The following is a 24,314-nucleotide window of genomic DNA, read 5'->3' as shown; positions in this document are numbered from 1 at the left end:
AGATCGTTTTTAAGGTGTTCTTTTTACTATTTATCACGACTTTTTATATCCTTATTTATAAGATGTACCATCTTTTCCTGTCAATTTTCCTTCCAATTATAAAAATTTTAATTTAATATTTTTCGTATAAAGTATTATTTATAGTTTATTTTTTTAATTGCAATTAATTAATTAAAGGATTTTAATTTTAATTTCATTTTTTCTTAAAATTCCGTTAATGTTGAAATTGATTTATTTTTTGTTAATATTTTAAATATAATTAAATTGATTTTGTATTGATTTTGTGAATTAAGTGAGGATGTTCCCCCTATGACAGGCAGTTTTAGACACTTTACAAATTGATGTTGTTAATTTTTATTAACATATTTGTCACCTTGAATATATTAAAATTTGTTAATATGAATGTGAAGTTGCATGTGTTAAGTGCTGGAGCTTTGTTTTTTTTAGGACAAGCTGCCTATGCGCAAAAAACTAAGAATGATTCTATTCTGAAAGAGAATAAAATCGATGAGGTAGTCGTTACGGGCTATCAGAAGAAGAAGGCAGATGAAATTACTCAGGCGCAGGCTGTTGTAGGTGGAGACGAGATCAGAAGAAACTCTCCTACAACTTCTATTGGTAACTCTTTACAGGGTAGAGCTTCTGGGGTGTTTGTACAAAGTACTACAGGGCAACCGGGAGCTGCCGCTACCATTCAGGTAAGAGGGGTTGCTGGCGTTGGTGGTTCTTCGGAACCTACCTATGTGGTAAATGGGATGTACATGACGGCAAGACAGTTTAGTGCAATTAACCCTGCAGACGTAGAGTCTATTTCAATTCTTAAAGATGCTGCTGCTACTGCACAGTATGGTGCAAGAGGAGCAAATGGGGTAGTTGTAGTAACTACTAAAGCCGGAAAATCCGGAAAAACACGGTATTCATTTGAAACTAAATTTGGTTTCAGTGAAAGATTGAAGGACAATAATTATACCATGATGAACTCAAGAGAGTTAATGGGCTTTCAGAATCAATTGGGATACCTTGGATTTAAGCCAAGATCTCAACAGGAAATGGATAGATTAGCTGCTTTCGATCACAACTGGCAAAAAGACCTACTGAAACCTTCAAGCATTCAGTCTTACTTGTTTAGTGCACAAGGAGGATCCAGAGAAAGCACTTTCTATTACTCATTAGGTTACGATTCTGATAACGGAATTATCAGAGATATCGACGGACTTAAGAGATATACAGGTAACTTCGGATTTACAAACAGATTAAGTGAAAAACTTAACGTAGGAATCAACCTTGGAGTTCAATATCAAGTAACTCAGAACTTCAGAGATAGAAACAATACCCAGAACCCGTTTGGGGCAATGTATAAATACGCTCCTTATGAGCCAATCTATAACCCGGATGGTAGCTATAATCAGACTATGAGAGCTGGCTCTAACGTAGTAGAGCAGATTAGCACTTACAGGTTGGATGATCAGAGATTGAGAATTCCTGTAACTTTATTTGCTGAATATAAAATTATTGATGGACTGAAGTTTAAAACCAATTTCAATGGGCTTTATGACTGGTTTATGGGTACTCAGTGGTTGAAGAAAGGCTCAAACCTTGACTTAACAGTTAATACAGTTCCTACAGGTGCATTAAACAAAAATTCATTCTATGGTTTTAACTATACTTGGAATAACTCGGTTAATTATAAAAAATCATTCGGAAGACACAACTTTGATTTCTTAGGGTTTATCGAATATAACGATAACTTCAACGAAACAATGAATGGAGGAGCTTACGGATTGAAGTCTCCTGTAATCAGTGTTCCTTCTATTACTACACCTTCAGACAGAAATACATTTACCGGGATTAAGACGAGAAATACCTTATTCAGCTTAGCAGGTTTATTAAATTATGACTATGCAGGTAAATACTTGGTAACAGGGTCATTAAGAAGAGATGCTTCATCAAGATTTGGTATAAATAATCAAAGCGGGGTATTCTGGTCTGCAAGTGCTGCTTGGAATATTGCTAAAGAAGACTTTATGAAAGGAGGCTTTATTAACGATTTAAAGCTTAGAGGATCATATGGTACAACGGGTAACGATGGAACACTGCCTGATTATTACAACGTAAACAATTCTAGCTATGGTTTATATGGTTCTAACGGAACTTTATATCCTGGAACATATGCACAGAGTAATTATATTATTGGTAATACAAATCTTAAATGGGAGTCTAATGCGATCACCAACTTAGGAGTTGATTTCACAATGTGGAACAGAAGAGTTCGTGGATCGGTAGAGGTGTATCAGAATAAAAGAAAAGATTTTGTACAGCTTGTACCTTTAGATAAACAAGAAGGAGGATATTATCAGTATATCAATGCTGGAGATATGTCTCAGAAAGGTCTTGAGGTTGAATTGAGTGTAGATGTTCTTAAAAAGAAAGATTTCCAATGGAATCTACATGCTAACATTTCTTTCCAAAAATCGATTCTTGATAAGCTTGCTGACGGACAGACTGAAAGAAACTTAGGAGATACCTATCTTAAAGTTGGTGAAGCACCTTATTCATTCTATAATGTAAGATTTGCCGGAGTAGATCCAAATAATGGTGATGCTTTATATTATGATAAAGCGGGAAATATTACAAATGTTTACAGTGCATCCAACGCAGTTCCTCTTACTGACAAATCTCCTTTCCCAAAAAGTTTCGGTGGTTTTGGAACGACAGTTCAGTACAAAGGGCTTGATTTTAGTGCAGACTTTGCATTCAAGTTGGGCAGTTATACCTATAATAATATGTACTATGCTGCTGTTAATCCAACTTTGGCTGTTGCGGGGAGAAACATGGCACAGCAGGCAGCTAATGTTTGGCAGAAACCTGGTGATACAGGAGTATTCCAGAAAGTAGATAGCAATGGGATGCGTGATTCTGATCAATGGATTGAAAAATCTGATTATTTAAGATTGAGATCACTTACACTAGGATACTCTTTTGACAAAGCGTTTCTTGGAGAGGACTCACCTATCAATAAACTTAGAGTATATGTACAAGGACAGAATTTATTCACTGTAACTAAGTTCCACGGAGAACCTGAGGTTTCAGTAGGATCTGCTGACTCTACGGCACTATTCGTTCCGGGATCATATAATCTTTATACCTATCCTGCTGTAAGAACAATCCTGATGGGATTACAATTAGAATTTTAATACTGAATAGCTTTATGAAAAAGAACATAATAAAAATAAGTTTAGTTGCACTAACGACATTTGTTTCGTTGACTTCTTGTGACAGAAATTTAGATCAAATCTCATCAATTAACGAAGATCAGGATCAGTCAATGACTAGAGCTGAATCATTCAGACAGGCTTTGGACGGTGCTTATACAGCATTTAAAGGGAGTGGTTATTATAACGGAGATACAGGTAGCCAGCTTATTATGGGAGACCTTACTACCGATAATTTAGTTCGTACAGCTTCAGGAAGAAATACTAATTTTGCAGCATCAAACTTCGAATTTTCTTCAGACAACTCACAAACAACGGGATTGTACAGTGCTGCTTATTTAGCTATCAGTAGAACAAACTTTGTATTGTCCTATATTAATAACGGAGTATTGTCAGGTACACAGAAAACAAATATAGAAGCTGAAGCAAGAGGACTTAGAGCTATTGCTCATTTTGATATTGTAAGAGCATATTCCCAAATCCCAACACAATCTGCAGAAGCTAAGAATAAGATTGGAATTTATTATTCAGAGAAATATTCTCCTTTAAACAATACAGCATCCAGAAACTTAACTGTTGAGCAAGTGTATGATAAAATTATTGCAGATCTTTTATTTGCAGCGGATAATATTACACAAAACGACGCGGATAAAGGAAGGTTGAGTAAAAGTGCAATCTATGGATTATTATCAAGGGTGAATCTTTATAAAGGAGATTATGCTAATACGATTAAATACGGAGAATTAGCATTAGGATTGTCACCTAGTATTACAGCGATAGATAACTTTACCAGAATATGGAAGGAAAACGAAGGATTATCCAGAATTACTGATGGTGTTTTATTTCAGTTATCAAATGCTGCGGCTGAGCCAAATAATACTGTAGGAGCAGCATACAACCAATCAGTACCTAGTCTTAGATCAGAGTTTGTTGTTGATTATGATTTATATACAGCTTATGCAGCAAATGATATCAGAAAAACAGCCTATTTCACTACTAGTGTATATAGTAAAGAAAAATACAATCACATAACAAAATATGCTGGTAATGGAGGGCCTGCTAATGTTGTACCTATTAAATATTTAAGGTCAGCTGAGGTATTATTAAACGTTGCTGAAGCACATTATAAAACAGGTAATCCTGCTCAGGCTCTTACTTTATTGGATAAATTAAGAAAGGAAAGATATTCTTCATTTACTCCTGGTACAGAATCAGGACAAGCTATTTTGGATGCTATCCTGAAAGAAAGAAGACTTGAGCTTGCATTTGAAAATGATAGATGGTATACTTTAAAGAGATTGGGTTTATCTGTTCAGAGATCAGGTAAAGGAGATCTTTTTGATGGTACTGGTACACCAGCTGTTAAGCAGACTCTTGCTGCAGGAAGCTCTAAATGGCAATGGCCAATTCCTATAACTGCAATTCAGGCAAATCCAAATATTAAACAAAACGACGATTATTAATAATCAATCATTGTTTACATAATAAGAGCCCCATTTTTTGTGGGGCTCTTTTTTTTATAATGTATTTTGGGTTATTTTTAGGTAATTATGTTACTTACGAATAAGTTTCATGTTCTGGTAGCTTTTCGGAGTAACACCCTCCCATTGTTTAAATACCCTCGTAAAATAGTTGGTGTCAGAAAAACCTGTCTGATAGGCCGTTTCTTTAATGGAATTCTGACCTGCCAATAGTTCTTTTGCCCTACTGATCCTTTCCTGAAGAATAAAATCATTCGGGGAAGTTCCTAGTTCATCCTTGAACATTTTAAAGAAATTGGATTTGCTGACATATGCCAGCTTGGCGATACTTTCAATAGAGAGTTTCTGGTGCAGATTTCTTCTGATATAATCTACGGCAAAACCGATCCTTGACTTATTTTTTACAATATTCTTTTCTACCATGCTTCTTGCCTGGGTTTGCATAAGCCGAATTAAAAGCTCTTTTAGGGCAAAATCAGCCATGATATCCTTCTGGGAATTATCATCCATGGCAATTCTCATGATATTGTTCGTAGCGGATGCCAATGCCTTATTATTAAAAAGGAAATATTCATCCAGCTGTATATTCCATTGGGAGTCATCATCCACTTTAGGAAGATGATAATTCAAATGATTAAGAGAATCCTCTATAAACTCTGGATTCAGGCTTAGAGAAATACATTGTGTAGGGGTTTCATCAGATTCTGGGAAATCAATAACCATCGTTTCACCCGGAGCGACCAGAATGCTTTCTCCCGGAAAATAATCAAAATAATTAGTTTTATTATCCAGTTTCATATGTTTCTTGCCGCGAAGCATAGCCGTAAAAGCAATATTTTCAAAATGAAGTTTCACACCAAAGGCAGTTTGGTGAGTCTCATATATACTGAATTCACAATTGTTTAGATTGAATTTTGTCTGGTTTTCAACAAGACTCAATAGTTGGTTCTCCTTACGTAATTCTGGAGTATTTAATAAAATCTTACTATTGTTATTCATTTCTAAATATTTTTTAGAAGGTACTTACTCAAATATAGAAAATTTGACCCAACGTTGCTGTTAACAAAATACTAAAATTCAAACCCTGTACTATTTTACACTTTTTTTATACGATTGTGCTATACGTTTTTTGTGCGGAAGCGTAATTTGGTACGATAGAACAAACAAAAAATCTTAATATGAGCACCCTTACAGAACCTAGATCCTCGACGCTCTTACAGCGTCCTGAATTTAAAAGCAGATATGATAATTATATTTACGGAAAATTTACACCACCCGTTAAAGGGCAGTATTTTGATGTAGTTTCTCCCGTTGACGGTAAAACTTTTACTCAGGTAGCACACTCATCTAAAGAAGATCTGGAACTGGCGGTGGACGCTGCAGAAAAAGCATTTCAGACCTGGAAAAATACTTCCTCTACAGAAAGAAGTATTATCCTCAATAAAATTGCAGATCGTATTGAGCAAAACTTAGAATATCTCGCTACCGTAGAAACGATTGATAACGGAAAAGCAGTAAGAGAAACATTAGCTGCAGATATGCCTTTAGCGATTGATCATTTCAGGTATTTTGCCTCTGTGATCCGTGCAGAAGAAGGATCTCATAACGAACTGGACAAGGATACCGTGTCTCTTATCGTACACGAACCGCTTGGAGTAATTGCACAAATCATTCCATGGAATTTTCCCATACTGATGGCTGTCTGGAAATTGGCCCCGGCTTTGGCTGCAGGAAACTGTGTTGTCTTGAAACCGGCAGAAAGTACTCCCGTTTCCATCATGGTGCTGATGGAGTTGATTGGTGATCTGTTGCCGGCAGGTGTGATAAATATTGTCAATGGTTTCGGAGCAGAACTGGGAAGAGCCCTGGTAACCAACCCGAAAGTGGCAAAAGCCGCATTCACAGGCTCTACAGCAACAGGACGTCTGGTCATGCAATATGCCACAGAAAATATTATTCCCGTAACCCTGGAGCTTGGTGGCAAATCGCCCAATGTTTTCTTCAACTCAGTGATGGATGCAGATGATGAATTTCTCGATAAAGCTATTGAAGGAGCTGTCTTATTTGCGTTGAATCAGGGTGAGATTTGTACATGTCCTTCAAGACTGTTGGTTCAGGAAGGTATTGCAGATGCCTTCATCGATAGAGTAATTGAAAGAGTCAAGGCGATCAAAGTTGGGAATCCGCTTGATAAAACAGTTATGATGGGCGCTCAGGCTTCACAGATTCAAAAAGATAAAATACTTTCCTACATCCAGTTAGGAAAAGACGAAGGAGCAGAAGTTCTTGTAGGAGGAGATGTCAACAATCTCGGAGAAGATCTGGAGGATGGGTTTTATATTCAGCCGACTATTTTCAAAGGAAACAACAGAATGAGAATCTTTCAGGAAGAAATCTTCGGTCCTGTGCTGGCATTTACCACCTTTAAAGACGAAGAGGAAGCAATAAAAATTGCCAACGATACCATTTACGGATTAGGAGCTGGAGTATGGACCCGGGATGCCCATCAGTTGTACAATATTCCGCGTCAGATCCAGGCAGGAAGAGTTTGGGTAAACCAATACCATTCATATCCGGCAGGTGCCCCTTTCGGAGGCTATAAGCAATCCGGAATCGGTAGAGAGAATCATAAAATGATGCTGGATCATTATCGTCAGACCAAGAATATGTTGATCTCCTACAACAAAAATAAGTTAGGTTTCTTTTAATATTAATGTAGGGCGTGCCCGATTGCCCTGGCCTTGTCCCGGGCAAACGGTCGGGCTATGCAGGGCTGCACTTCGTTCCGGTACTTCATTACATTGCGTACCGGCTCGTTCCTCGCCGCCCTTACTATCCCTCACGCAGAAAGCGGTATTCCTTCAAACTGTTGGAAGACTAAAAATACTAAAGTATATGGCTTACCATAATGTAATCAGATACTCACATTAAACAGAATCAAATGTTCAGGTTCGGCAAAATTTATTTTGCCGAACCTTTTGAGTAGAAACCCCCAAGCATTCTGTACATTACTTTAAAAATAAAGAAAATGGAAACAAAAATATCAAGACTTTCCGTTACTGAAAAGGCCCTTGAAGTAATACATACCCTTGAAGACAAGTATGGGCCCCTAATGTTTTATCAGGCAGGAGGTTGCTGTGAAGGAACACAGCCACAATGTTTTGAAAAAGGTGGTTTTTTTCCGCGAATGAATGATGCGATGATCGGAACCATCAATAACCACGAATTCTGGATAGACCGTGATCTTTTTGAATACTGGAAATATTCCCATTTTACACTTGACGTCACCGATGGATTTGGTCCCGGCGGCTTTTCATTGGAAACCCCACTCGGTAAAACCTTTAAAGTGCTCTACAGGCTTTTCACCCCGGAAGAATATGAAAACCTTGAACCTGTACAACGCAATGAATAAAATTTTTTACACCTTCACAAACCGGTTCACAAACATTGCAGCGACAATATCGCCCACAGAATTCAGAACAGTCGCCAGAGGATCAACCAGGGTCCCGATAATCATTACCGCCGGGATAGCTTCCTGTGGTAATTTATATACAGAGATCATCAACATTTCTCCAATATATCCGCCGTTCGGGATTCCGCCTGCTACAATACTAACAAATACAGTGATTCCTAAAGCTAAAAGTAAGTTGGCAGGATCAAAAAAATCCTTTCCGATAATAAGAAAAGCAACGTAGATTTTAATAATTGACGACATAGAAGACCCGTTTTTATGCAACGTGGTACCGATCGGGATCACAAGATTGGCAATAGGATTGGGAATTCCAATTTTGGAAGCCGCCTGTAAATTGGCAGGCATGGTAGCAAAACTGCTGCATGTACTGATTGCTGTCAGGGTAGGATAGATCGCATTCTTCCAAAAGTTTTTAACTCCATTCTGGCCTTGCGCCATAAACGCATAAAGTGAAAAGAAAACAAGAAAATAGATGATACCTGCAATATAATACAGCCCCAAAGGTTTAGCATAGAATCCAAAAAGCTGTGGCCCCAGAGTAGCAACCTGAAATGCAAAATAAGCACCCAAACCGATAGGGGCAAGCTTCATAACCAGTAAGAGCAATTCCTTCATTACCTCATACCCCGAAGCAATAAAAACTCTGAAAGGCTGTCCTGCTTCTCCCGTTTTCCTGGCTGCAAAACCTGTCATGAAAGCAAAAATAAGTAGCGCCAGCATATTTTGCCTTGAAAAAAGAGCCGTAAATTCTCCTACCGTGAAAAAACTGACAATTCTGTTTCCCCAGCTTTCGTCACTGGCTGTCTCTGTGACTACCTGCGAACTTCCCGAAATTCCTGAAACAGGAAAAAGGTAAACCGCACCGATCGTAAAAACGGCCGCTGTCAAAATGAAAAACAAAAAGGTAAGGGCCATTACAAGAATAATTCTTCCAAATTCAGATTGTTGCTCAAGAGATGCGATAGAATTGGATACTGCAAAAAATACGAGTGGGACCACACTTACAAATAGGAGATTAAGAAATATATCTCCGACAGGCTTTATATATTCCACAAAATCAGGGGTTACAATTCCGATAACACTTCCAATAGTAATTCCTAATAATAAAAATATGATTCCTGAGTAATTTTTTAGTACCTCTCTCATGCGGTGGTTTTTATCAAAGATAAGTTTTTTTATATGGGTATGAAGAAATCGAATTTAGTAATTTCAAATATGTTTTATCATAATTGTGAAATACTAAAGTAGTTCTTATTGTTTTAATAATTAAAAATGGATTATTTTTCTATAAATTCCTTGTTTGTATCTATAAATATAGATGGCAAAACAGGGGATGTACAGTAAAATGAATACATACACATAAGGGGACCATCTCATGACAGGCTACCTCATGATAAATACGAGGTATTACTTAATATTATCCATAGATAATTGTTCACAACATGTCCTGCCAGTCTTTACTTTTTTTGTTTTTAAGCTTTTTCGAGTGTGGGTTTCAAAGATAAAATTCATAAATTTGAGTAAATATCGTTTCTATGGCTTATATAGATTACTATAAAATTTTAGGCGTAGATAAAAGCGCAACACAGGATGACATTAAAAAAGCCTACCGTAAGCTGGCTAGAAAACTGCATCCTGATCTCAATCCTGATGATAAAGAATCAGAAAAAAAATTTAAAGAGCTGAACGAAGCTAATGAAGTCCTCAGTAATCCTGAAAATCGTGCCAAATACGATAAATATGGAGAAAACTGGAAACATGGTGAAGAGTATGAAAAAGCCCAGCAGCAGCAAAGACAGTATCAACGCCAGCATCAGAATTATGGCGGAGGATTCTCCGGTGCTGATTTTGGCGAAGGCGAAGATTTCTCTGATTTCTTCCAGGATATGTTTGGCGGCAGCACAGGAGGTTTTGGAAGAAACTCAAGAGGAAGGGCTTCCGGGAAGTTCAAAGGGCAGGATATACAGGCTGAGTTGAACCTTAATTTAAGAGATGCCGCAAAAACACATCCGCAGACTTTCGAAATCAACGGAAGGAAAGTAAGAATTACTATTCCGGCAGGAGTATATGATGGGCAACAGATCAAATTGAAAGGTCATGGAAATCCGGGAGTAAACGGAGGCCCTAGCGGAGATTTGTATATTACCTTTAATATTCCCGTGGATCCGGACTTTGAAAGAATTGGTGATGATTTAAAAACTAAAGTACCTATTGATTTATATACTGCTGTTTTAGGTGGTGATGTAAAAGTGAATACTTTAGATAGCACTGTAAATCTCAAAGTAAAACCGGAAACCCAAAACGGAGTTACGGTAAGATTGAAAGGAAAAGGTTTTCCTGTATACAAAAAAGAGGGAGAGTATGGTGATCTTTTTGTAACCTATGAAGTAAAATTGCCAACGAATCTTACAGATAAGCAGAAAGAACTTTTTGAACAACTAAAAAACTCCTAGGCTATGAGTGAAAGAATATCACGCGAAGAACTCGTAAAAATATACAATATAGAAATCACTTTTTTTGATGACCTTGTAGAGTATGGGCTGCTACATGTGCAGGTAGAAAACGAAGTTCATTACTTGATGTATGAAGACTTACCTGACCTTGAAAAGTTTGCCAACTGGCATTATGACCTTGAAATAAATCTTCCGGGATTGGAAGTTATTCATAATATGCTGAAAAAACTGGACGCATTGAATAAAAGAAACAGAGAGCTGATGAATAAACTTTCTGCAATAAAGGATCAATATGAAGATATTTAGTTTAGCTTTGTAGGTTTTTAAAGCAAATTACTTTTTTATGAATGAGGAAAAGGTTATTACATTAAAACCTGACAGGAAGAATTTTGAAGAGATTTATTTTAGCGGAAATCAGGGGAGTTTACTTTTCTCACCTGCTACAAAATCTAAGACGATAACAACCCTTATTGCTGCAGCTGTTTTGTTTATTGCTTCCCTTTTAAAAGGATATCTAAGTGATGACAGTGTAGGAATTTTATACTTTTTAAGTTTTATATTCCTGCTTTGTGCTATTTTTTTGTCAGTAGGTGTTAATAAAGTTTCGAGATGGAAAAAACAGGTAAATCAGTACCTGAGTATGCTTGAGAATTGTAAAATCTATGAAATAAGGTTTGATCGGAACTTCTTCACAGTCAATATCGACGGTGAAAAAGAAACCAGTGAGTGGACTGACTTTGAATATTGTGATGCTAATGACGAATTCATTTCTCTTGAGGGAAAATATAGTTATATGTTTCCCAAAAAATCAATGAGCGGAAAAGACTATGATCTTCTGAAAAAAATACTGAAAGATCGTATCAGGAAATAGAAAACGGAGCAAAATTTTGCTCCGTTTTTGTATGTATCAATGAACTTTTATTATTCTAACCAGCCCATTTCCTTCATCCATTCGTCATTGTAGATTTTACCTACATATCTTGATCCGTGGTCATGCAGTAAGACCACGATGACATCATCTTTTGTAAATTGGTCTTTCATCTGAACCAAAGAAGCAATAGCACTTCCCGCAGAATATCCACAGAAGATTCCTTCTTCTTTAGCCAGCTTTCTGGCATAGATAGCTCCGTCTTTGTCCGTTACTTTTTCAAAATGGTCAATAACAGACATATCATAGTTTTCTGGAATAATGTCTTCACCAATTCCTTCTGTGATGTAAGTATAAGCATGGTCGTAGTGTAATTCACCTGTTTCATGAAACTCCTTAAGGATAGAACCATAGGTGTCAACTCCGATTACCTTAATATCTTTATTTTTTTCCTTGAAAAAAGTTCCGCATCCTGTAATAGTACCTCCCGTACCGGCTCCTACCACAAAATGAGTCAGTTTTCCTTCCGTTTGTTCCCAGATTTCAGGAGCAGTAGATTCGTAATGAGCTGCTCTGTTAGACAAGTTATCATATTGGTTTACGTACCATCCGTTTTCCGTTTCTTTTGCCAGCCTTTTGGATACTGAATAATAAGAACGAGGATCGGTTGGCTTTACATCGGTAGGGCAAACAATCACCTCTGCTCCCACAGCGCGAAGGATATCGCACTTTTCTTTTGACTGTTTAGAATTGGTTACAAAGATACATTTATAACCTTTGATAATGGCAGCAAGGGCCAGCCCCATTCCTGTATTACCGGAAGTTCCTTCTATAATGGTTCCTCCAGGTTTTAATCTGCCGTCTTTTTCGGCATCTTCTATCATTTTAAGAGCCATTCTGTCCTTTACGGAATTCCCGGGATTGAATGTTTCTACTTTTGCTAAAACTAAGGCTGGAAAGTCTTCACCCAATACTTTGTTAAGTTGTACAAGTGGAGTATTACCTATCGTTTCAAGAATATTTTTTGCGTATTTCATAAATGTTTTATAAGCGATGCAAAGATAAGGCTTTTAAAATTACCGCTGCACCAGATAAAGTCGGAGACAATTGATATAATGCTTAGCTTTCATTATCAATTATCAATTATCAATTATCAATTATCAATTATTAATTATTAATTATTGTATTAGTTATACTTAATTGCTTTAACCGGAGAAATTTTACTGATCAGGTAGCTCGGAATGATCAAAGCGAGTCCTGAAATGATCAGAATTCCTACTGAAATAGAAATAATCGCGACAGGATTAAGATCTACAGGAACAGTACTGACGTAGTAATTTTCCGGATTAAGTTTTATAATACCAAAGAATTTTTGAATCAAAATAAGGCCGAGACCAATACCGTTTCCATATAAAAGACCCGGAATCATAATGATAAGAGTATAATTGATAAAGGTTGCCCTGATTTGGGAATTGCTGGCCCCCAATGTTTTAAGAAGGCCAATGGAATTGGTTCTTTCGATGATAAGGATCAGAAGTACCATGATGATATTGATAACCACTACAATAAGCATGATAATGATGATCAAAGCAATATTGGTATCGAAAATACTAATCCAGTCTGTAATCTGGGGGAATTTTTCAGTTGCTTTTTCAGCATAGTTTTTATACCCGATCAATTTTTCAATTTCCGGGAAATCTTTGTCGATATCGTTTACATTTTTCAGGAAAATATCAATTCCACCAATTTCATCATTCTTCATGTCCTGAATTTTTCTTGCGTGGTTGATTCCCCCTATTACAAACTGTTCGTCGATCAGTTTAATATCCGTTTTATAAATTCCAATAATTCTGAATTTACGGTAAAGGGGTTTCTGGTCAGCTTTTAAGAATACAGTTACAATACTGTCATTCAACTTAAGGTGAAGATCGTTTGCTATTTTCTGAGAGATTGTTACATTATTGTTAAAGCCTTCTTCTGTTACCTTAGGTGTAGTACCGGCAATCAGAAATTTTTTGAATCGTAAACTGTCAAAATCTTTTCCTATTCCTTTAAAAATAATTCCGGAAAAGTTGTGCTCGTTACGCATAATACCTGTAACGGTCACATATTTCTGTACACTTTCTACATCCTTAAGTTCTTTTATTTTTGCAAGATTAAGGCCTTGATTATCCAATACTGAAGTATTGTATGAGGAGTTGGAACGGGTTGATCGTACCGTGATATGTCCACTGAAATCTGCAAGTCTCTCTTTAATTGCTTTTTTGGAGCCAAAACCGGTAGCTACTGTGATAAGGGAGACAATGATCCCGAGTGCCACGGAGAGCCTGCCAATGAAGATGATAACCCTTGAAAGGTTATTTTTGTTATCTTTGGAAAATGCTATTTTTCTAGAGAAATATAAAGGAAACTTCAAGCTTATGAATTTAGATTTCAAAATTAAAAATTTACTTCTTATTTGCCTAATTTTTTTAGGAGTATTCAGTCAATATTATTCTCAGACTCAAGTTCAACGGGATTTTAAAACCGGTGCAGACCAACCTGAAGTGTATTTGCCTCTGCTGAAAAATAAAACGGTGGGAATTGTAACGAATCAAACTGGATTGATGAGTGACAGAACACACCTGGTAGATTTTTTAGTACAGAATAATATTAAGATTAAATCTATTTTTGCTCCGGAACATGGTTTCAGAGGAGATGCAGACGCAGGCGCAAAAGTGAAAAACGGAGTAGATATCAAAACGGGAATTCCTATCGTTTCTTTATATGGAAATAATAAAAAGCCGACAGCAGAGCAGTTGAAAGGTATTGATATTGTCGTTTTTGATATTCAGGATGTAGGGGTAAGATTCTATACTTATATTTCAACTTTAAGTTATTTGATGGAAGCTGGCGCTGAAAATAAAGTAGAGATTATGGTTCTGGATCGTCCCAATCCGCATGACGGCTATACGGACGGGCCGGTTTTGAAAAAGAAATGGACCAGTTTCGTAGGGATGCATGAAGTGCCTGTAGTGTATGGATTGACTATTGGAGAATATGGAAAAATGGTTAATGGTGAAAAGTGGTTAAAAAATGGAGTTCAGGCAAAATATACCCTTATCCCGATGAAGAATTATCATAAAAAGCAGCGTTATCCTATTTTAGATAAGCCTTCTCCCAATTTACCGAATGATAAAGCTATCAATTTATATCCGAGTTTATGCTTTTTTGAAGGAACTCAGGTTTCTGTCGGAAGAGGTACGGAGCTTCCTTTTCAGATTTATGGTTCTCCGTGGACAGTCAATTTACCTTACCAGTTTACACCCAAGCCAAGTTATGGGGCAAAAGATCCTTTCCTCAACGGGAAATTATGCTATGGCGAAAATCTTTCAAATTATCCAAAAGATTTGAGAGAGCTTAATCTTGAGTGGGTGCTTAAAGCATATAGGAATTACAAAAATTCCCAACAGGATTTCTTTTAAAAAATCTGTGGTTCGATACACTTTCCGGAACTGATGAGCTCAGAAAACAAATTATTGCTGGCAGATCAATTCCGGAAATTAAAGCATCATGGAAAGCTGACCTGGAAAGTTTTGAAAAGATCAGGGTCAAATATGTGACTTATGAAGATTAATTAATCAAAATTATGGGGCGGATTTTTATCATTCTTGCCCTTGTTTAAGATAAACAACCCTATCGTCAAGCCTACAACACCTGCAAACGCAGTCAGTAAAGCTCTTTGTAATTTATCCGGAAGATCATTTCCCAGATAATTCATTAAAAAAAGGATCACAAAAGTGATCACGGAGATAATAATATGATTTTTTCCGAAAGGTTTCATAATGTTATTTTAGTTTGTATGAAATCATTACACCTCCTCTGTAAGGAATAATTTCTCCACTTTTATTGAACTTTTCTGCAGATTCATAACGTAATCCTGTAGTACGATCATAGCCTTTATAAAATCCTTGTGATGTTCCTATTGTTGCATATACATCCAGATTCCATCGGTCTGATAGTTGGAATTGGTAGCCGCCAGTTACTCCCAGCATTATTGAAAACCCCTTTTGATATAGATTGGAAGTTATGAATTGTTCTCCATTATCATTTGTGTATATATCATCCTTCCAATAATTCCATTTTTGTGCATTATAGGCTGCAACACCAAGATTTGCTCCTATATACCAATGTTTAAATGCTTCTTTAAAATAATATCTTCCCTCAATTGAGGCAGAATAAAATTGCAATTTGTGCCCTGCAAACGATTTCCATGGTGAAATAAATACATCTCCCTGAATTGTATATTTAGGACTTACCTGCTTTTCGATGCCTGCATTTAAAATACCTATCGGAATGAATAGAGCATTTCCTTTAATGTACAAACTTTTATCCTGTTCTTGTTTTTCCTGAGCATTAATCGTTCCTATCGATAAGACAGCCAGCGCAGCTGTCAATAATTTATATTTCATTCTGAGTGTTATTTTATTTGCGTAAGTAATTCTTCTGCCAGTTTCGAATCTTTGTTGGCCTGAACGGCTATGTTTTTAGACATTTCTGCATAATTTTTTGCCACTTCCTTATTTCCTGTCAGGAAGTAAAGTTTAGCAAGAATATAAGTGTTTTCGGAAGTTTCTCCCCTCATGACAGATTTTTCAGCCCATTCTGTTGCTTTTTTTAGGGAGGCCGGAGTCTTCACATGATCAGCAAATACCCATGCGGCTCTCAGAAGTTCATTGGGTTCAAAAGTGTCCGGGTTTTTATAATAATCCAGCGCTGCTTTTTCATACTCAGGAAAATTAGCATTTACTTCATAATAGCTAAGTTTGGTCTGATTGAGTTTTGTATGTGCCGCCTCTTTCCCTACTAAAGGCTCGGCGATCTTCATGAAGTAATCATCGTTGATCCTTTTATTCTTATCATCAATAGCCTGTTCTACTATTTTAGATAATTTTAATTGAGCATCAAATTCTTTATAGGTTTCTTCCGGGAGGTACTTGGTGATATCAGCCTTTCTGGATACGAAAGTTGCATAATTGGAATCTTCTGTAGACTTTAAGAAATACAACAAAAAACCAATTTCTTCTTTGGAAAGTTCCTCAGTTTTCTTTTTATTATCAAAATATCTCTCAGAGGCCTTTTTGGCAAATTCATAATCAGAGCTGGAATTAAGCTTCATAATATTGATCAGGAAATCAGGATCTTTTTCACCACTGGCAAATTTATCTTTAAGAGATCCTTTTTTATTACCTGGTGAGTTGATATCCTGAGCCATCGCCACAAAAAGACTCTCCTCCATGTATCCGGTATTTCGCGAAACAAGCTCCCCTTCACCATTGAGGAAAAGATAGGTGGGATAAGAGCGAACTCCAAATTTAGCTGCAATTTCCCTTCCTTCTCCTTTTTCCATATCAAATCTTGCATTGATGAAATTGGCGTTGTAATAGTCTCCGACAGATTTTTTGGTAAATACGTTGTGCTCCATCATTTTACATGGGCCACACCATGAAGCATAGGCATCTACAAAAACCAATTTTTTTTCCTTTTTAGCCTTTGCAAGAATATCCTTAAATGGCAGTTCCTGAAATTGGATAGCTTCCTGGGCAGAAATAATCACAGCACAAAAAATAGATATCCCGGAGATGATCTTCTTCATTTCAAATTTGATTTGTGAGCGAAGATAATTAATTTTAGAAATATAAAATGCTGAATCTACCGTTCGGATGCGTATATTAACTATTTTTAAGACTTAGTGACGCTCTGAAGAGAAGTCATTTCATCTTCTTGTAGGGGTATAATTTTACCTCTTATCATTATTTCGTTGTATTATTACAGAAATTAATTTGCGATTGATTTTTGCTTTAAAATTATGTTTATTTTTGTAACAGTCAGTGCTTTTATTGATGCAACTAACAAAATATTAGAGCGTTATGCTTTACTTGTCCGGCGTTTTTCTCGCTTTATTTCTGGCTTTTCTTTTAATGACAAAAAGAAATAGAAATACTGCTGATCTTATTCTTGCTACATGGCTGGCAGCGATTGGTCTGAATCTGGCAGGTCACTATATGCTTCTTACCGGCCAGTATATCAAATACCCGTCATTTATTTTTCTTGGATTTATATTACCGGTTTTATACGGTCCCTTTTTATATATATATGTTAAAAAACAAACATCTCCTGAGCCTTTTTCGTGGAAATATCTGCTGCATTTTATTCCTTTTCTGATCTGTAATTGTATGTTTCTTTCCTTTTATGCAGCTCCTTTTGAGGAAAGGGTGGAAATTTTTAAACATAAAGGAAGCGGATTTGAAACCGAAATGCTGCTGAGACTTTATTTTATTTATATTTCAGGAGTAGCCTATGTGATTCTTTCATTCCGGACTTTATACCTATTTCGGAACAAAATGGTTCAGCAGTTTTCCAATACGGAAAAGATCAACTTTAACTGGTTGCTGTATCTTATTCTATGGATCACGCTGATCTGGGGACTGGTCCTTTTTTCAAATACAGATATTATTTACGGAGCTGTTGCTGTATTTATCCTATGGCTGGGATACTTTGGAATCAAACAGGTGCAGGTCTTCAACCAGCCGGCATTGGTCTTTTTACTTACTGAAAATGAAATAAATACGGTTTCTGAAGTTGAAGGAAAAGATTTTTTACCTATTGAAAAGAAGTACCAGAAATCAGGACTTACAGAAAAAAGTATTGAAGACATCCATGTAAGGCTTCAAAAGGTATTGGATGAAGAGAAACCGTTTATCAATCCTAATCTTACGCTGAATGAACTTGCCACATTGTTGGAAGTTCATCCGAATTCTTTATCTCAGGTTATCAATTCCGTCGAAAATAAAAATTTTTATGAACTGATTAATCAAAAAAGAATTGAAGAATTTTTACAGAGAATTTCACAGCCTGAAAGCAAACAATATACTTTACTTTCTATTGCATTAGACTGTGGTTTTAATTCCAAAACATCTTTCAACCGAAATTTTAAAAAATATACCGGCGTCACTCCGAGTGAGTACCAGAAAGTCTGAATCCTGAGTTTCATCGCTCAGGGTAAACGTTTCATTTTTCATAACGTTCATTTAATCAATCGTTTGTGTTTTTATGTTGTGATGTTCCAACTTTCCTGATGGGGCGACCAGCTTTGGAAAATGCTGAATCTTTGCATCATAACTTTTAAACCCAAAAGTATGATTGCTTTTATAAAAAAGAATTCCGCATTGGCAGTTTTAACGTCACTTATCATGTTAATTTCATGTACAGATGGGAGGGCTATTGATGAACCGGGAAATCTGGTTCCAAAAACCGTAGATCAGGATACTTCTCTTCCTTTCATCTCCATCAACGGAGCTAAACTTCATTCCGAAGCTTTTGGTCCTGAAGACGGAACAATTGTCATTCCACTTCATGGAGGACCAGGTGGAGACTACCGTTATCTCTTTAATTGTAAAAACCTTATAAATAATGGATACAGGGTTGTGTTTTATGATCAAAGAGGATCTGGACTTTCTCAACGATTTTCTAGACAGTCTTATCTGTCTTTAGGGGCAGAAGTTATGGAGCTGATGTATGACGAACTGCATGCTGTTATTGCTTATTATCGTAAAAAACCTGAACAAAAAGTGGTGCTTCTGGGGCATTCTTGGGGTGCAATGTTGGCTTCGGGCTATGCAGGAAAATATCCTAATGATATCCAGGGGCTTATTCTTTGTGAGCCTGGAGGTCTGGTTTGGAATGACGTTACTCATTATGTAAAAGAATCCAGATCATTTAAAATATGGAACGAAATCCTTAATGATGCAACCTATCTGGATCAGTTTATTTCTGGAAAAGAAGATCAACATGAGATTTTAGATTATAAGATGCTTATGCTGGCCTCAAAGAACAGTATTACAGGCGAAGGCGATTTTGATCCAAGTATAAGCTGGAGGAGCGGAGCTGTTATTATGGATGCTCTTTTTGAAAGTGGAGATAAATATAACATAGACTTTTCTAAAGGACTGCAGAACTATAATGGTCCGGTTCTTTTTTTCTATAGCGAAAAAAATAAAGCGTACCCGGATTCATGGGCTCAAAAAATAACATCCAGTTATAAGAATGTGACCAAAGTAAAAATCCCTGGAGTGGGGCATGACGGCATTATTAGCAATCTTAATGCCTGGGATAATTATACAAAACCCCAAATCATTACTCTCATTGGCAGTCTTTAAAATGAATATCATGAAAAAAAATATATTATTAGTTTGGATCATGATGATGGTTACTTATCCCATCAGGTCACAAACAGTAAATTGGTATGCACTGAATGCCAAAGAAAAACATATACTCAATGCCAATATTGGAACAGAATATGGGGTTATTTTCGGATTGGGATATGGTTACCATTTCGACAACAGGTTTTTCCCATTGATAATAGGAGCTGAAGCGTCTATTCCGTCAGGGAACACATTGTTGGATGATTTTAAGGTGAAGGCAGGTGCTCATGTACGCTGGGCCAAAATTCATGATGTTCAGTTTTCAACAAGAATCCAGGGTATATTCCGGAAGTTTGAAAATAAGAATGTTGCTATTTCCAATTTTGGAGTAGATATGGCGGGAGTGATCGGTTATTACAGACCTACCTGGTTTGCTGGAGGTGAAGTAGGGTTTGATAAAGCTATTGTGACTCATTTCAGACATTCGGAACATTATAAAGAAATCTATCCCGAAGTAAAAAACGGATGGTATGAGCCGGCCGCGGGAGGCAATTTTTATTATGGAATACAAGGAGGGTACTCTTTCTCCCGACAGGAAATCTATGTGAAACTGGGAAATATTGTGTCACAGGATTTTAAAACTAAACCTAGATTGCCTTTTTTAGTGCAGATAGGTTATAATTATAAACTGTAAAACAGGCGGGTCGTCTTTTAATTAGGATGATCCGTTATTTTTTTGATCTCTTTATGTTCCTTACCCCATATTTCAAGCTGATTCAGAACCGGAAGCAGTTTTTTTCCAATTTCAGTAAGTTCATATTCTACTTTTACCGGAACTTCTGGATATATGGTCTTGATAATAAGTTTTTCCTGTTCCATTTTTTTCAGCTGTAGGGTAAGCATTCTTTCGGAAATGTTGGGGATCTTATCTTTCAACTCAAAAAATCTGAGTTTCTCCTGCTTTAGATGATAACAGATCGAGAGAATCCAGCGACCACTGATCAGATTGACAGCATATATTTCTGAGCAGCTGTACTCCAGTGTTTTTTTATTTTCATTATTGGTAGATGATTCTTTAATACTCATACTTACATTTTTGTTCGTTCCATACAATCTTTTGTATACTTGGAAAGCACTCTATTGATAGACTAAATTTACAAATAAAAACAGGAAATATAGAGCCCAAAAGAGACTTTATTATAGATGTACAATAAAATATTCATAATAGGATGGATTTTAATAGAATAGACAAAGAATTGAAATACAGTATTGAAAATGTTCCTTATTCATTGGAAATTGATGGAAATTTATTTTTGAATGCTCCGGAAATTATTCAGCAGGAAAGAAAAGAATTTACGAAAGCTCATCCTTTTAAAAAACCGGATCATATCCTTGTGAAAGATATTTTTATACCAAGCTCAGAAGATGGATATGATATCAGGCTTCATGTTTATCAGTCTGAAAATTTCAACCGGGAAAGGGTTCTTCTTTATTTTCATGGAGGAGGATATGTTTTTGGACTTCCAGAACAAGTGGACCATCAAATGTTTGAAATAGCAGATAAACTAGATGCGACCATCATCTCCGTAGATTACAGACTCTCACCTCAGTATGGGTTTCCAATGCCGGTTTTGGATGGGTTTGATGCTTTGCAATGGGTGATTGGTCATGGTGAAGATCAACTGGGAGTGAATCCTGATGGTATTACTGTATTCGGGGCAAGTGCCGGAGGGCATTTGGCCGCAGCAGTGGCTCAAATGGCTGCAGACCGTGGCATTCAGAATATAAAACATCAGTTCTTATTATATCCGGTGATTCATAACAAGCTGAATACCTCTTCAATGGAAGAATTTACCGATATCCCGCTATGGAATAAAAAGTATGCCCAGACTGCGTGGCTGCATGTATTGGGGAAAGAGAATAAAGATAAAAGTATCAGATATTCGGATCTGACCTATTATGATAACTTTTCCCGGTTACCGCAGACTACCATTGTTGCCTGTGAACTTGATCCTTTAAGGGATGAAGATATCGATTATGCTCAGCTTTTATATAAAGCAGGTGTAAAAACTGAACTATGGGTGATTCCCGGAGCGCTGCATGTATTTGACCTCTTTGATTCTTCCATGAATGATGAATATAAAGAGTTTCTTCTGAACAGACTTTTCAAATAAGTTTTAAAAATATGAAATTAAGAGATAAAAACCCGGCATTGCTTCTTATTGATGTTCAAAAAGGATTTCTTGATGAAGATTATTGGGGAGGAAACAGGAATAATAAAGATGCGGAAAAAATCAGCGGAAAGATACTTGAAAAATGGCGAAGCTTGAGTTTGCCGATATTTCACATCCGGCATAGTTCTACAAATCTTTCTTCAAAATTGCATAAAACGCATCCAGGATTTGAATTTAATGATTATGTCTTACCTCAAAATGGTGAATGTATGATTACCAAAAAAGTAAACAGTGCCTTTATAGGTACTGATCTGAAAGAAAAATTAGACCTTCAGAAGATAAATACGGTGGTGATTTTAGGAATTACGACCAATCATTGTGTGTCTACTACCACAAGAATGGCAGGAAATTTCGGGTATGAAACCTATGTAGTTTCTGATGCTACAGCTGCTTTTGATAAAGTGGGAATCAATGGAGAAAAATATGATGCAGGATTAGTTCATCTGATGATGTTAGCCAATCTGAACGACGAATTTGCAACAATCCTGAATACGGAAGAATTATTAAAAAAACTATAGATAAAAATCATAAATTGATACATTACAAAGGTCTGTTTTTAGCCGTATTTTTATTTTTAAAAAAAAGAAAAGTGTTTAATTGGTGAAAAAAAATAATTCACTTTTGGGTCCCGGAATCTTTGTTATATCTTTGCAAACTAATAAATTATCCACAAAAGAGATTGTAAAAATATAGGCTTTATTATACGTATCGCCAGATTTTCTTTTATGGTAATATGAATGCAGAAGAAATTGAGTATTACCTTTAAACACACCTTATCCCCAAAATATATTTACGTTGCCGCTTTATCCACCTGTTTAATTGCAGTCGTGGCTTTTGCTGTGTTAAGCCATTTGATTGCTGAGGATAATCGTAAAAATACAGAAGATTTTGCGAGAAAAACCTTCTTTAGAAAATATGAATCGGTAGAAAATGAATTCAGGAATATTGAGGACTATCAGTATCTGCTTCGTGAATTGATTCAGAAAGACGGACTTAAAAACTACAGAGATTATTCTTTGGTTTTAAATGATTTAAATAAAAAAAGAAATCTGCTTACCTACAGCTGGTATTACTATGATAACAACAAAACCGGGCAGTATGAAAGCAACAATCCTTTATCTGATCTTTTCAAAGAGCGGAAAAAGGCACAAAGATCCGTTACAATAAAGAATAATGGTTCCGGACACTTTAAAGATCTTTTGATCAGTCGTAAAGACAGTATGTTCTGGGTAAGTTATGATTCTCTTGTGCTACCTGAAAAAAATGTTTTGTATTACGGATCAACAGTAAGTTTAGATGATCTGCATCAATACTTTACCAATGTTGACAAAAGTTCAAATACCTATGCTTATGTTTTTACTAAAGAAGGCATCTGCATTACCCATCCTGAAAAAAAATACATTGGAGAACGTGTTTTTGATTTTACAGATATTAAACCAAAAGACACGCTTTGCGCAAAAGCTAAATCCGGTTATACAGAAGAAACAGCCGTTTCAGAATATCTTGGAGTAGAAGTTACCCGCTTTATAAAACCCTTGAAGACAGAAAATTTTGACGGTTATGCAGTGGTGAACCATGTCAACTTTATCATTGATGAAAATACCAATAAGGTAAAAGCTTATACGGTTTATATTTTCGTAGCAGCTTTGTTTCTTATTGTCACGGTCTTCATTCTGTTTCAAAGATCAACCAATATAGCATACAGGGAAAAAGAAAAGATACAATCTGAAAAAAACCTGTTGTTGGTTGAGAATGAAAAAAATGCATAAAGCAGAAGTGATCAACCAGCTTCAGCAGCTTAAAAATAATATCAATCCCCATTTTCTTTTCAATTCACTCAATTCATTGTATATGCTTATTGGGATCAATAAAGAGAATGCCCGGAAGTTTACCATGAATCTTTCCCGGATTTACAGATATCTCATCGTGCCTCCTAAAGAAAATATTGTTTCGGTTTCTCAGGAAGTTCAGTTTATTCAACAGTATATGGAACTCCTGAAAAGCAGGTTTGATGAAGAGCTGATCTTCAGTATGACCATTCAGGATGAGAAAAGTCTCAAAAAACAGATCCCTTATTTATCGCTTCAGATTGTTATAGAAAATGCTGTAAAACACAATATTGCGACCGTAGATCAACCGCTGGAGATTATCATAACGGTAGAAGAGGGCGGGATTATAGTAAAGAATACCTGGCAGCCAAAAACAGAGACTGTACAGGGAGAAAAATTCGGGATTAACTATTTGAATCAAATTTATGAATATTTTAAAATTAATTCTCTTAATATTTCTGTAGATGGTGAATATTTTATATGCTTTTTGCCATTAATGGAGTGAAATTAAAAAAATCCACTCACTCCCGAAAACTAACCTCTCACTCCCTAATAATACCCATATTATTTATTGTACCTATA

The 24,314-nt window shown here is 36.3% G+C and carries 20 protein-coding genes and 2 pseudogenes; 14 read left to right on the top strand and 8 right to left on the bottom strand.

The features are described from left to right. Nucleotides 1–398 precede the first annotated feature (398 nt). Nucleotides 399–3,194, top strand: coding sequence for a SusC/RagA family TonB-linked outer membrane protein (locus H3Z85_01935; protein QPQ52286.1), 2,796 nt, complete (start codon nt 399–401; stop codon nt 3,192–3,194). Nucleotides 3,195–3,208: 14 nt separating this feature from the next. Further along, nucleotides 3,209–4,675 (top strand): RagB/SusD family nutrient uptake outer membrane protein, encoded by a 1,467-nt coding sequence (locus tag H3Z85_01930; GenBank protein ID QPQ52285.1) that lies wholly within the window; start codon nt 3,209–3,211, stop codon nt 4,673–4,675. Between the two features lie 90 nt (nt 4,676–4,765). Here the strand turns inward: H3Z85_01930 and H3Z85_01925 are convergent, their stop codons facing one another. After that, nucleotides 4,766–5,692, bottom strand: a complete 927-nt coding sequence (locus H3Z85_01925) for an AraC family transcriptional regulator (protein ID QPQ52284.1) — start codon at nt 5,690–5,692, stop codon at nt 4,766–4,768. A 179-nt stretch (nt 5,693–5,871) separates the two neighbouring features. Here H3Z85_01925 and H3Z85_01920 point away from each other — a divergent pair, with 179 nt between their 5' ends. Further along, nucleotides 5,872–7,401, top strand: coding sequence for an aldehyde dehydrogenase (locus tag H3Z85_01920; protein QPQ52283.1), 1,530 nt, complete (start codon nt 5,872–5,874; stop codon nt 7,399–7,401). Between the two features lie 320 nt (nt 7,402–7,721). Then, entirely contained in the window at nt 7,722–8,105 is a 384-nt protein-coding gene (locus H3Z85_01915) for a DUF779 domain-containing protein (GenBank protein ID QPQ52282.1), read from the top strand. Nucleotides 8,106–8,111: 6 nt separating this feature from the next. Here H3Z85_01915 and H3Z85_01910 read toward each other — a convergent pair whose 3' ends face one another. Next, on the bottom strand, nt 8,112–9,311 hold the full coding sequence (locus H3Z85_01910; GenBank protein ID QPQ52281.1) for a dicarboxylate/amino acid:cation symporter: 1,200 nt from the start codon (nt 9,309–9,311) through the stop codon (nt 8,112–8,114). Between the two features lie 389 nt (nt 9,312–9,700). On the opposite strand from H3Z85_01910, the gene H3Z85_01905 reads away from it, so the two are divergent. From H3Z85_01905 to H3Z85_01895, 3 genes are read left to right on the top strand one after another with little or no spacing between them, the layout of a single operon-like run. Further along, a complete protein-coding gene (locus H3Z85_01905; protein QPQ52280.1) occupies nt 9,701–10,618 on the top strand; it encodes a J domain-containing protein in 918 nt (305 codons plus the stop codon). A 3-nt stretch (nt 10,619–10,621) separates the two neighbouring features. Then, nucleotides 10,622–10,924, top strand: a complete 303-nt coding sequence (locus H3Z85_01900) for a MerR family transcriptional regulator (GenBank protein ID QPQ52279.1) — start codon at nt 10,622–10,624, stop codon at nt 10,922–10,924. Between the two features lie 37 nt (nt 10,925–10,961). After that, nucleotides 10,962–11,489: a YcxB family protein gene (locus H3Z85_01895; protein ID QPQ52278.1), complete on the top strand. Its 528-nt coding sequence runs from the start codon at nt 10,962–10,964 to the stop codon at nt 11,487–11,489. Nucleotides 11,490–11,539: 50 nt separating this feature from the next. On the opposite strand, the gene H3Z85_01890 is transcribed toward H3Z85_01895, so the two are convergent. Both H3Z85_01890 and H3Z85_01885 read right to left on the bottom strand, forming a co-directional pair. Continuing rightward, nucleotides 11,540–12,523 carry a pyridoxal-phosphate dependent enzyme gene (locus H3Z85_01890; GenBank protein QPQ52277.1) on the bottom strand — a complete coding sequence of 328 codons (984 nt, stop codon included), beginning with the start codon at nt 12,521–12,523 and terminating at the stop codon, nt 11,540–11,542. Nucleotides 12,524–12,672: 149 nt separating this feature from the next. After that, nucleotides 12,673–13,902 carry an ABC transporter permease gene (locus H3Z85_01885; protein QPQ52276.1) on the bottom strand — a complete coding sequence of 410 codons (1,230 nt, stop codon included), beginning with the start codon at nt 13,900–13,902 and terminating at the stop codon, nt 12,673–12,675. 4 nt (nt 13,903–13,906) lie between these two features. On the opposite strand from H3Z85_01885, the pseudogene H3Z85_01880 reads away from it, so the two are divergent. After that, nucleotides 13,907–15,102: pseudogene (locus H3Z85_01880) on the top strand (DUF1343 domain-containing protein). Here H3Z85_01880 and H3Z85_01875 read toward each other — a convergent pair. The 3 genes from H3Z85_01875 to H3Z85_01865 are packed head-to-tail and all read right to left on the bottom strand — an operon-like array spanning nt 15,103 to nt 17,121. Next, nucleotides 15,103–15,309, bottom strand: a complete 207-nt coding sequence (locus H3Z85_01875) for a hypothetical protein (GenBank protein ID QPQ52275.1) — start codon at nt 15,307–15,309, stop codon at nt 15,103–15,105. Nucleotides 15,310–15,313: 4 nt separating this feature from the next. After that, nucleotides 15,314–15,937 carry a DUF3575 domain-containing protein gene (locus H3Z85_01870; protein ID QPQ52274.1) on the bottom strand — a complete coding sequence of 208 codons (624 nt, stop codon included), beginning with the start codon at nt 15,935–15,937 and terminating at the stop codon, nt 15,314–15,316. A gap of 8 nt (nt 15,938–15,945) precedes the next feature. Beyond that, a complete protein-coding gene (locus H3Z85_01865) occupies nt 15,946–17,121 on the bottom strand; it encodes a thioredoxin family protein (protein ID QPQ52273.1) in 1,176 nt (391 codons plus the stop codon). Between the two features lie 274 nt (nt 17,122–17,395). Between H3Z85_01865 and H3Z85_01860 the strand changes: the two genes are divergently transcribed. The 3 genes from H3Z85_01860 (at nt 17,396) to H3Z85_01850 (ending at nt 20,363) form a co-directional block, all read left to right on the top strand. Continuing rightward, entirely contained in the window at nt 17,396–18,505 is a 1,110-nt protein-coding gene (locus H3Z85_01860) for a helix-turn-helix transcriptional regulator (protein ID QPQ52272.1), read from the top strand. Between the two features lie 159 nt (nt 18,506–18,664). Then, nucleotides 18,665–19,684 carry an alpha/beta hydrolase gene (locus tag H3Z85_01855; protein QPQ52271.1) on the top strand — a complete coding sequence of 340 codons (1,020 nt, stop codon included), beginning with the start codon at nt 18,665–18,667 and terminating at the stop codon, nt 19,682–19,684. A 10-nt stretch (nt 19,685–19,694) separates the two neighbouring features. Then, nucleotides 19,695–20,363, top strand: a complete 669-nt coding sequence (locus H3Z85_01850; protein ID QPQ52270.1) for a hypothetical protein — start codon at nt 19,695–19,697, stop codon at nt 20,361–20,363. 17 nt (nt 20,364–20,380) lie between these two features. On the opposite strand, the gene H3Z85_01845 is transcribed toward H3Z85_01850, so the two are convergent. Next, complete coding sequence (locus tag H3Z85_01845; GenBank protein QPQ52269.1) at nt 20,381–20,755, bottom strand: helix-turn-helix transcriptional regulator; 375 nt, start codon at nt 20,753–20,755, stop codon at nt 20,381–20,383. Nucleotides 20,756–20,898: 143 nt separating this feature from the next. Here H3Z85_01845 and H3Z85_01840 point away from each other — a divergent pair, with 143 nt between their 5' ends. The 3 genes and pseudogenes from H3Z85_01840 (at nt 20,899) to H3Z85_01830 (ending at nt 24,237) form a co-directional block, all read left to right on the top strand. Further along, complete coding sequence (locus H3Z85_01840; GenBank protein QPQ52268.1) at nt 20,899–21,843, top strand: alpha/beta hydrolase; 945 nt, start codon at nt 20,899–20,901, stop codon at nt 21,841–21,843. 11 nt (nt 21,844–21,854) lie between these two features. Beyond that, nucleotides 21,855–22,421, top strand: coding sequence for a cysteine hydrolase (locus tag H3Z85_01835; GenBank protein ID QPQ52267.1), 567 nt, complete (start codon nt 21,855–21,857; stop codon nt 22,419–22,421). A 231-nt stretch (nt 22,422–22,652) separates the two neighbouring features. Beyond that, nucleotides 22,653–24,237, top strand: a pseudogene (locus H3Z85_01830) (histidine kinase). Nucleotides 24,238–24,314: the final 77 nt, after the last annotated feature.

It is taken from the genome of Chryseobacterium indologenes, from assembly GCA_016025055.1.
Taxonomy (GTDB): domain Bacteria; phylum Bacteroidota; class Bacteroidia; order Flavobacteriales; family Weeksellaceae; genus Chryseobacterium; species Chryseobacterium indologenes.
Note: the sequence above shows the minus strand (reverse complement) of the source record. Positions and strands in the feature narration are given on the sequence as shown.

What these genes read in the sequence shown, in the direction of transcription:
- H3Z85_01915 (QPQ52282.1), top strand. Translation starts at nt 7,722, where the DNA reads ATGGAAACAAAAATATCAAGACTTTCCGTTACTGAAAAGGCCCTTGAA.
- H3Z85_01895 (QPQ52278.1), top strand. Translation starts at nt 10,962, where the DNA reads ATGAATGAGGAAAAGGTTATTACATTAAAACCTGACAGGAAGAATTTT.
- H3Z85_01920 (QPQ52283.1), top strand. Translation starts at nt 5,872, where the DNA reads ATGAGCACCCTTACAGAACCTAGATCCTCGACGCTCTTACAGCGTCCT.
- H3Z85_01890 (QPQ52277.1), bottom strand. Translation starts at nt 12,523, where the DNA reads ATGAAATACGCAAAAAATATTCTTGAAACGATAGGTAATACTCCACTT.
- H3Z85_01925 (QPQ52284.1), bottom strand. Translation starts at nt 5,692, where the DNA reads ATGAATAACAATAGTAAGATTTTATTAAATACTCCAGAATTACGTAAG.
- H3Z85_01935 (QPQ52286.1), top strand. Translation starts at nt 399, where the DNA reads ATGAATGTGAAGTTGCATGTGTTAAGTGCTGGAGCTTTGTTTTTTTTA.
- H3Z85_01865 (QPQ52273.1), bottom strand. Translation starts at nt 17,121, where the DNA reads ATGAAGAAGATCATCTCCGGGATATCTATTTTTTGTGCTGTGATTATT.
- H3Z85_01835 (QPQ52267.1), top strand. Translation starts at nt 21,855, where the DNA reads ATGAAATTAAGAGATAAAAACCCGGCATTGCTTCTTATTGATGTTCAA.
- H3Z85_01840 (QPQ52268.1), top strand. Translation starts at nt 20,899, where the DNA reads ATGGATTTTAATAGAATAGACAAAGAATTGAAATACAGTATTGAAAAT.
- H3Z85_01855 (QPQ52271.1), top strand. Translation starts at nt 18,665, where the DNA reads ATGATTGCTTTTATAAAAAAGAATTCCGCATTGGCAGTTTTAACGTCA.
- H3Z85_01905 (QPQ52280.1), top strand. Translation starts at nt 9,701, where the DNA reads ATGGCTTATATAGATTACTATAAAATTTTAGGCGTAGATAAAAGCGCA.
- H3Z85_01845 (QPQ52269.1), bottom strand. Translation starts at nt 20,755, where the DNA reads ATGAGTATTAAAGAATCATCTACCAATAATGAAAATAAAAAAACACTG.
- H3Z85_01850 (QPQ52270.1), top strand. Translation starts at nt 19,695, where the DNA reads ATGAAAAAAAATATATTATTAGTTTGGATCATGATGATGGTTACTTAT.
- H3Z85_01900 (QPQ52279.1), top strand. Translation starts at nt 10,622, where the DNA reads ATGAGTGAAAGAATATCACGCGAAGAACTCGTAAAAATATACAATATA.
- H3Z85_01930 (QPQ52285.1), top strand. Translation starts at nt 3,209, where the DNA reads ATGAAAAAGAACATAATAAAAATAAGTTTAGTTGCACTAACGACATTT.
- H3Z85_01870 (QPQ52274.1), bottom strand. Translation starts at nt 15,937, where the DNA reads ATGAAATATAAATTATTGACAGCTGCGCTGGCTGTCTTATCGATAGGA.
- H3Z85_01910 (QPQ52281.1), bottom strand. Translation starts at nt 9,311, where the DNA reads ATGAGAGAGGTACTAAAAAATTACTCAGGAATCATATTTTTATTATTA.
- H3Z85_01875 (QPQ52275.1), bottom strand. Translation starts at nt 15,309, where the DNA reads ATGAAACCTTTCGGAAAAAATCATATTATTATCTCCGTGATCACTTTT.
- H3Z85_01860 (QPQ52272.1), top strand. Translation starts at nt 17,396, where the DNA reads ATGCTTTACTTGTCCGGCGTTTTTCTCGCTTTATTTCTGGCTTTTCTT.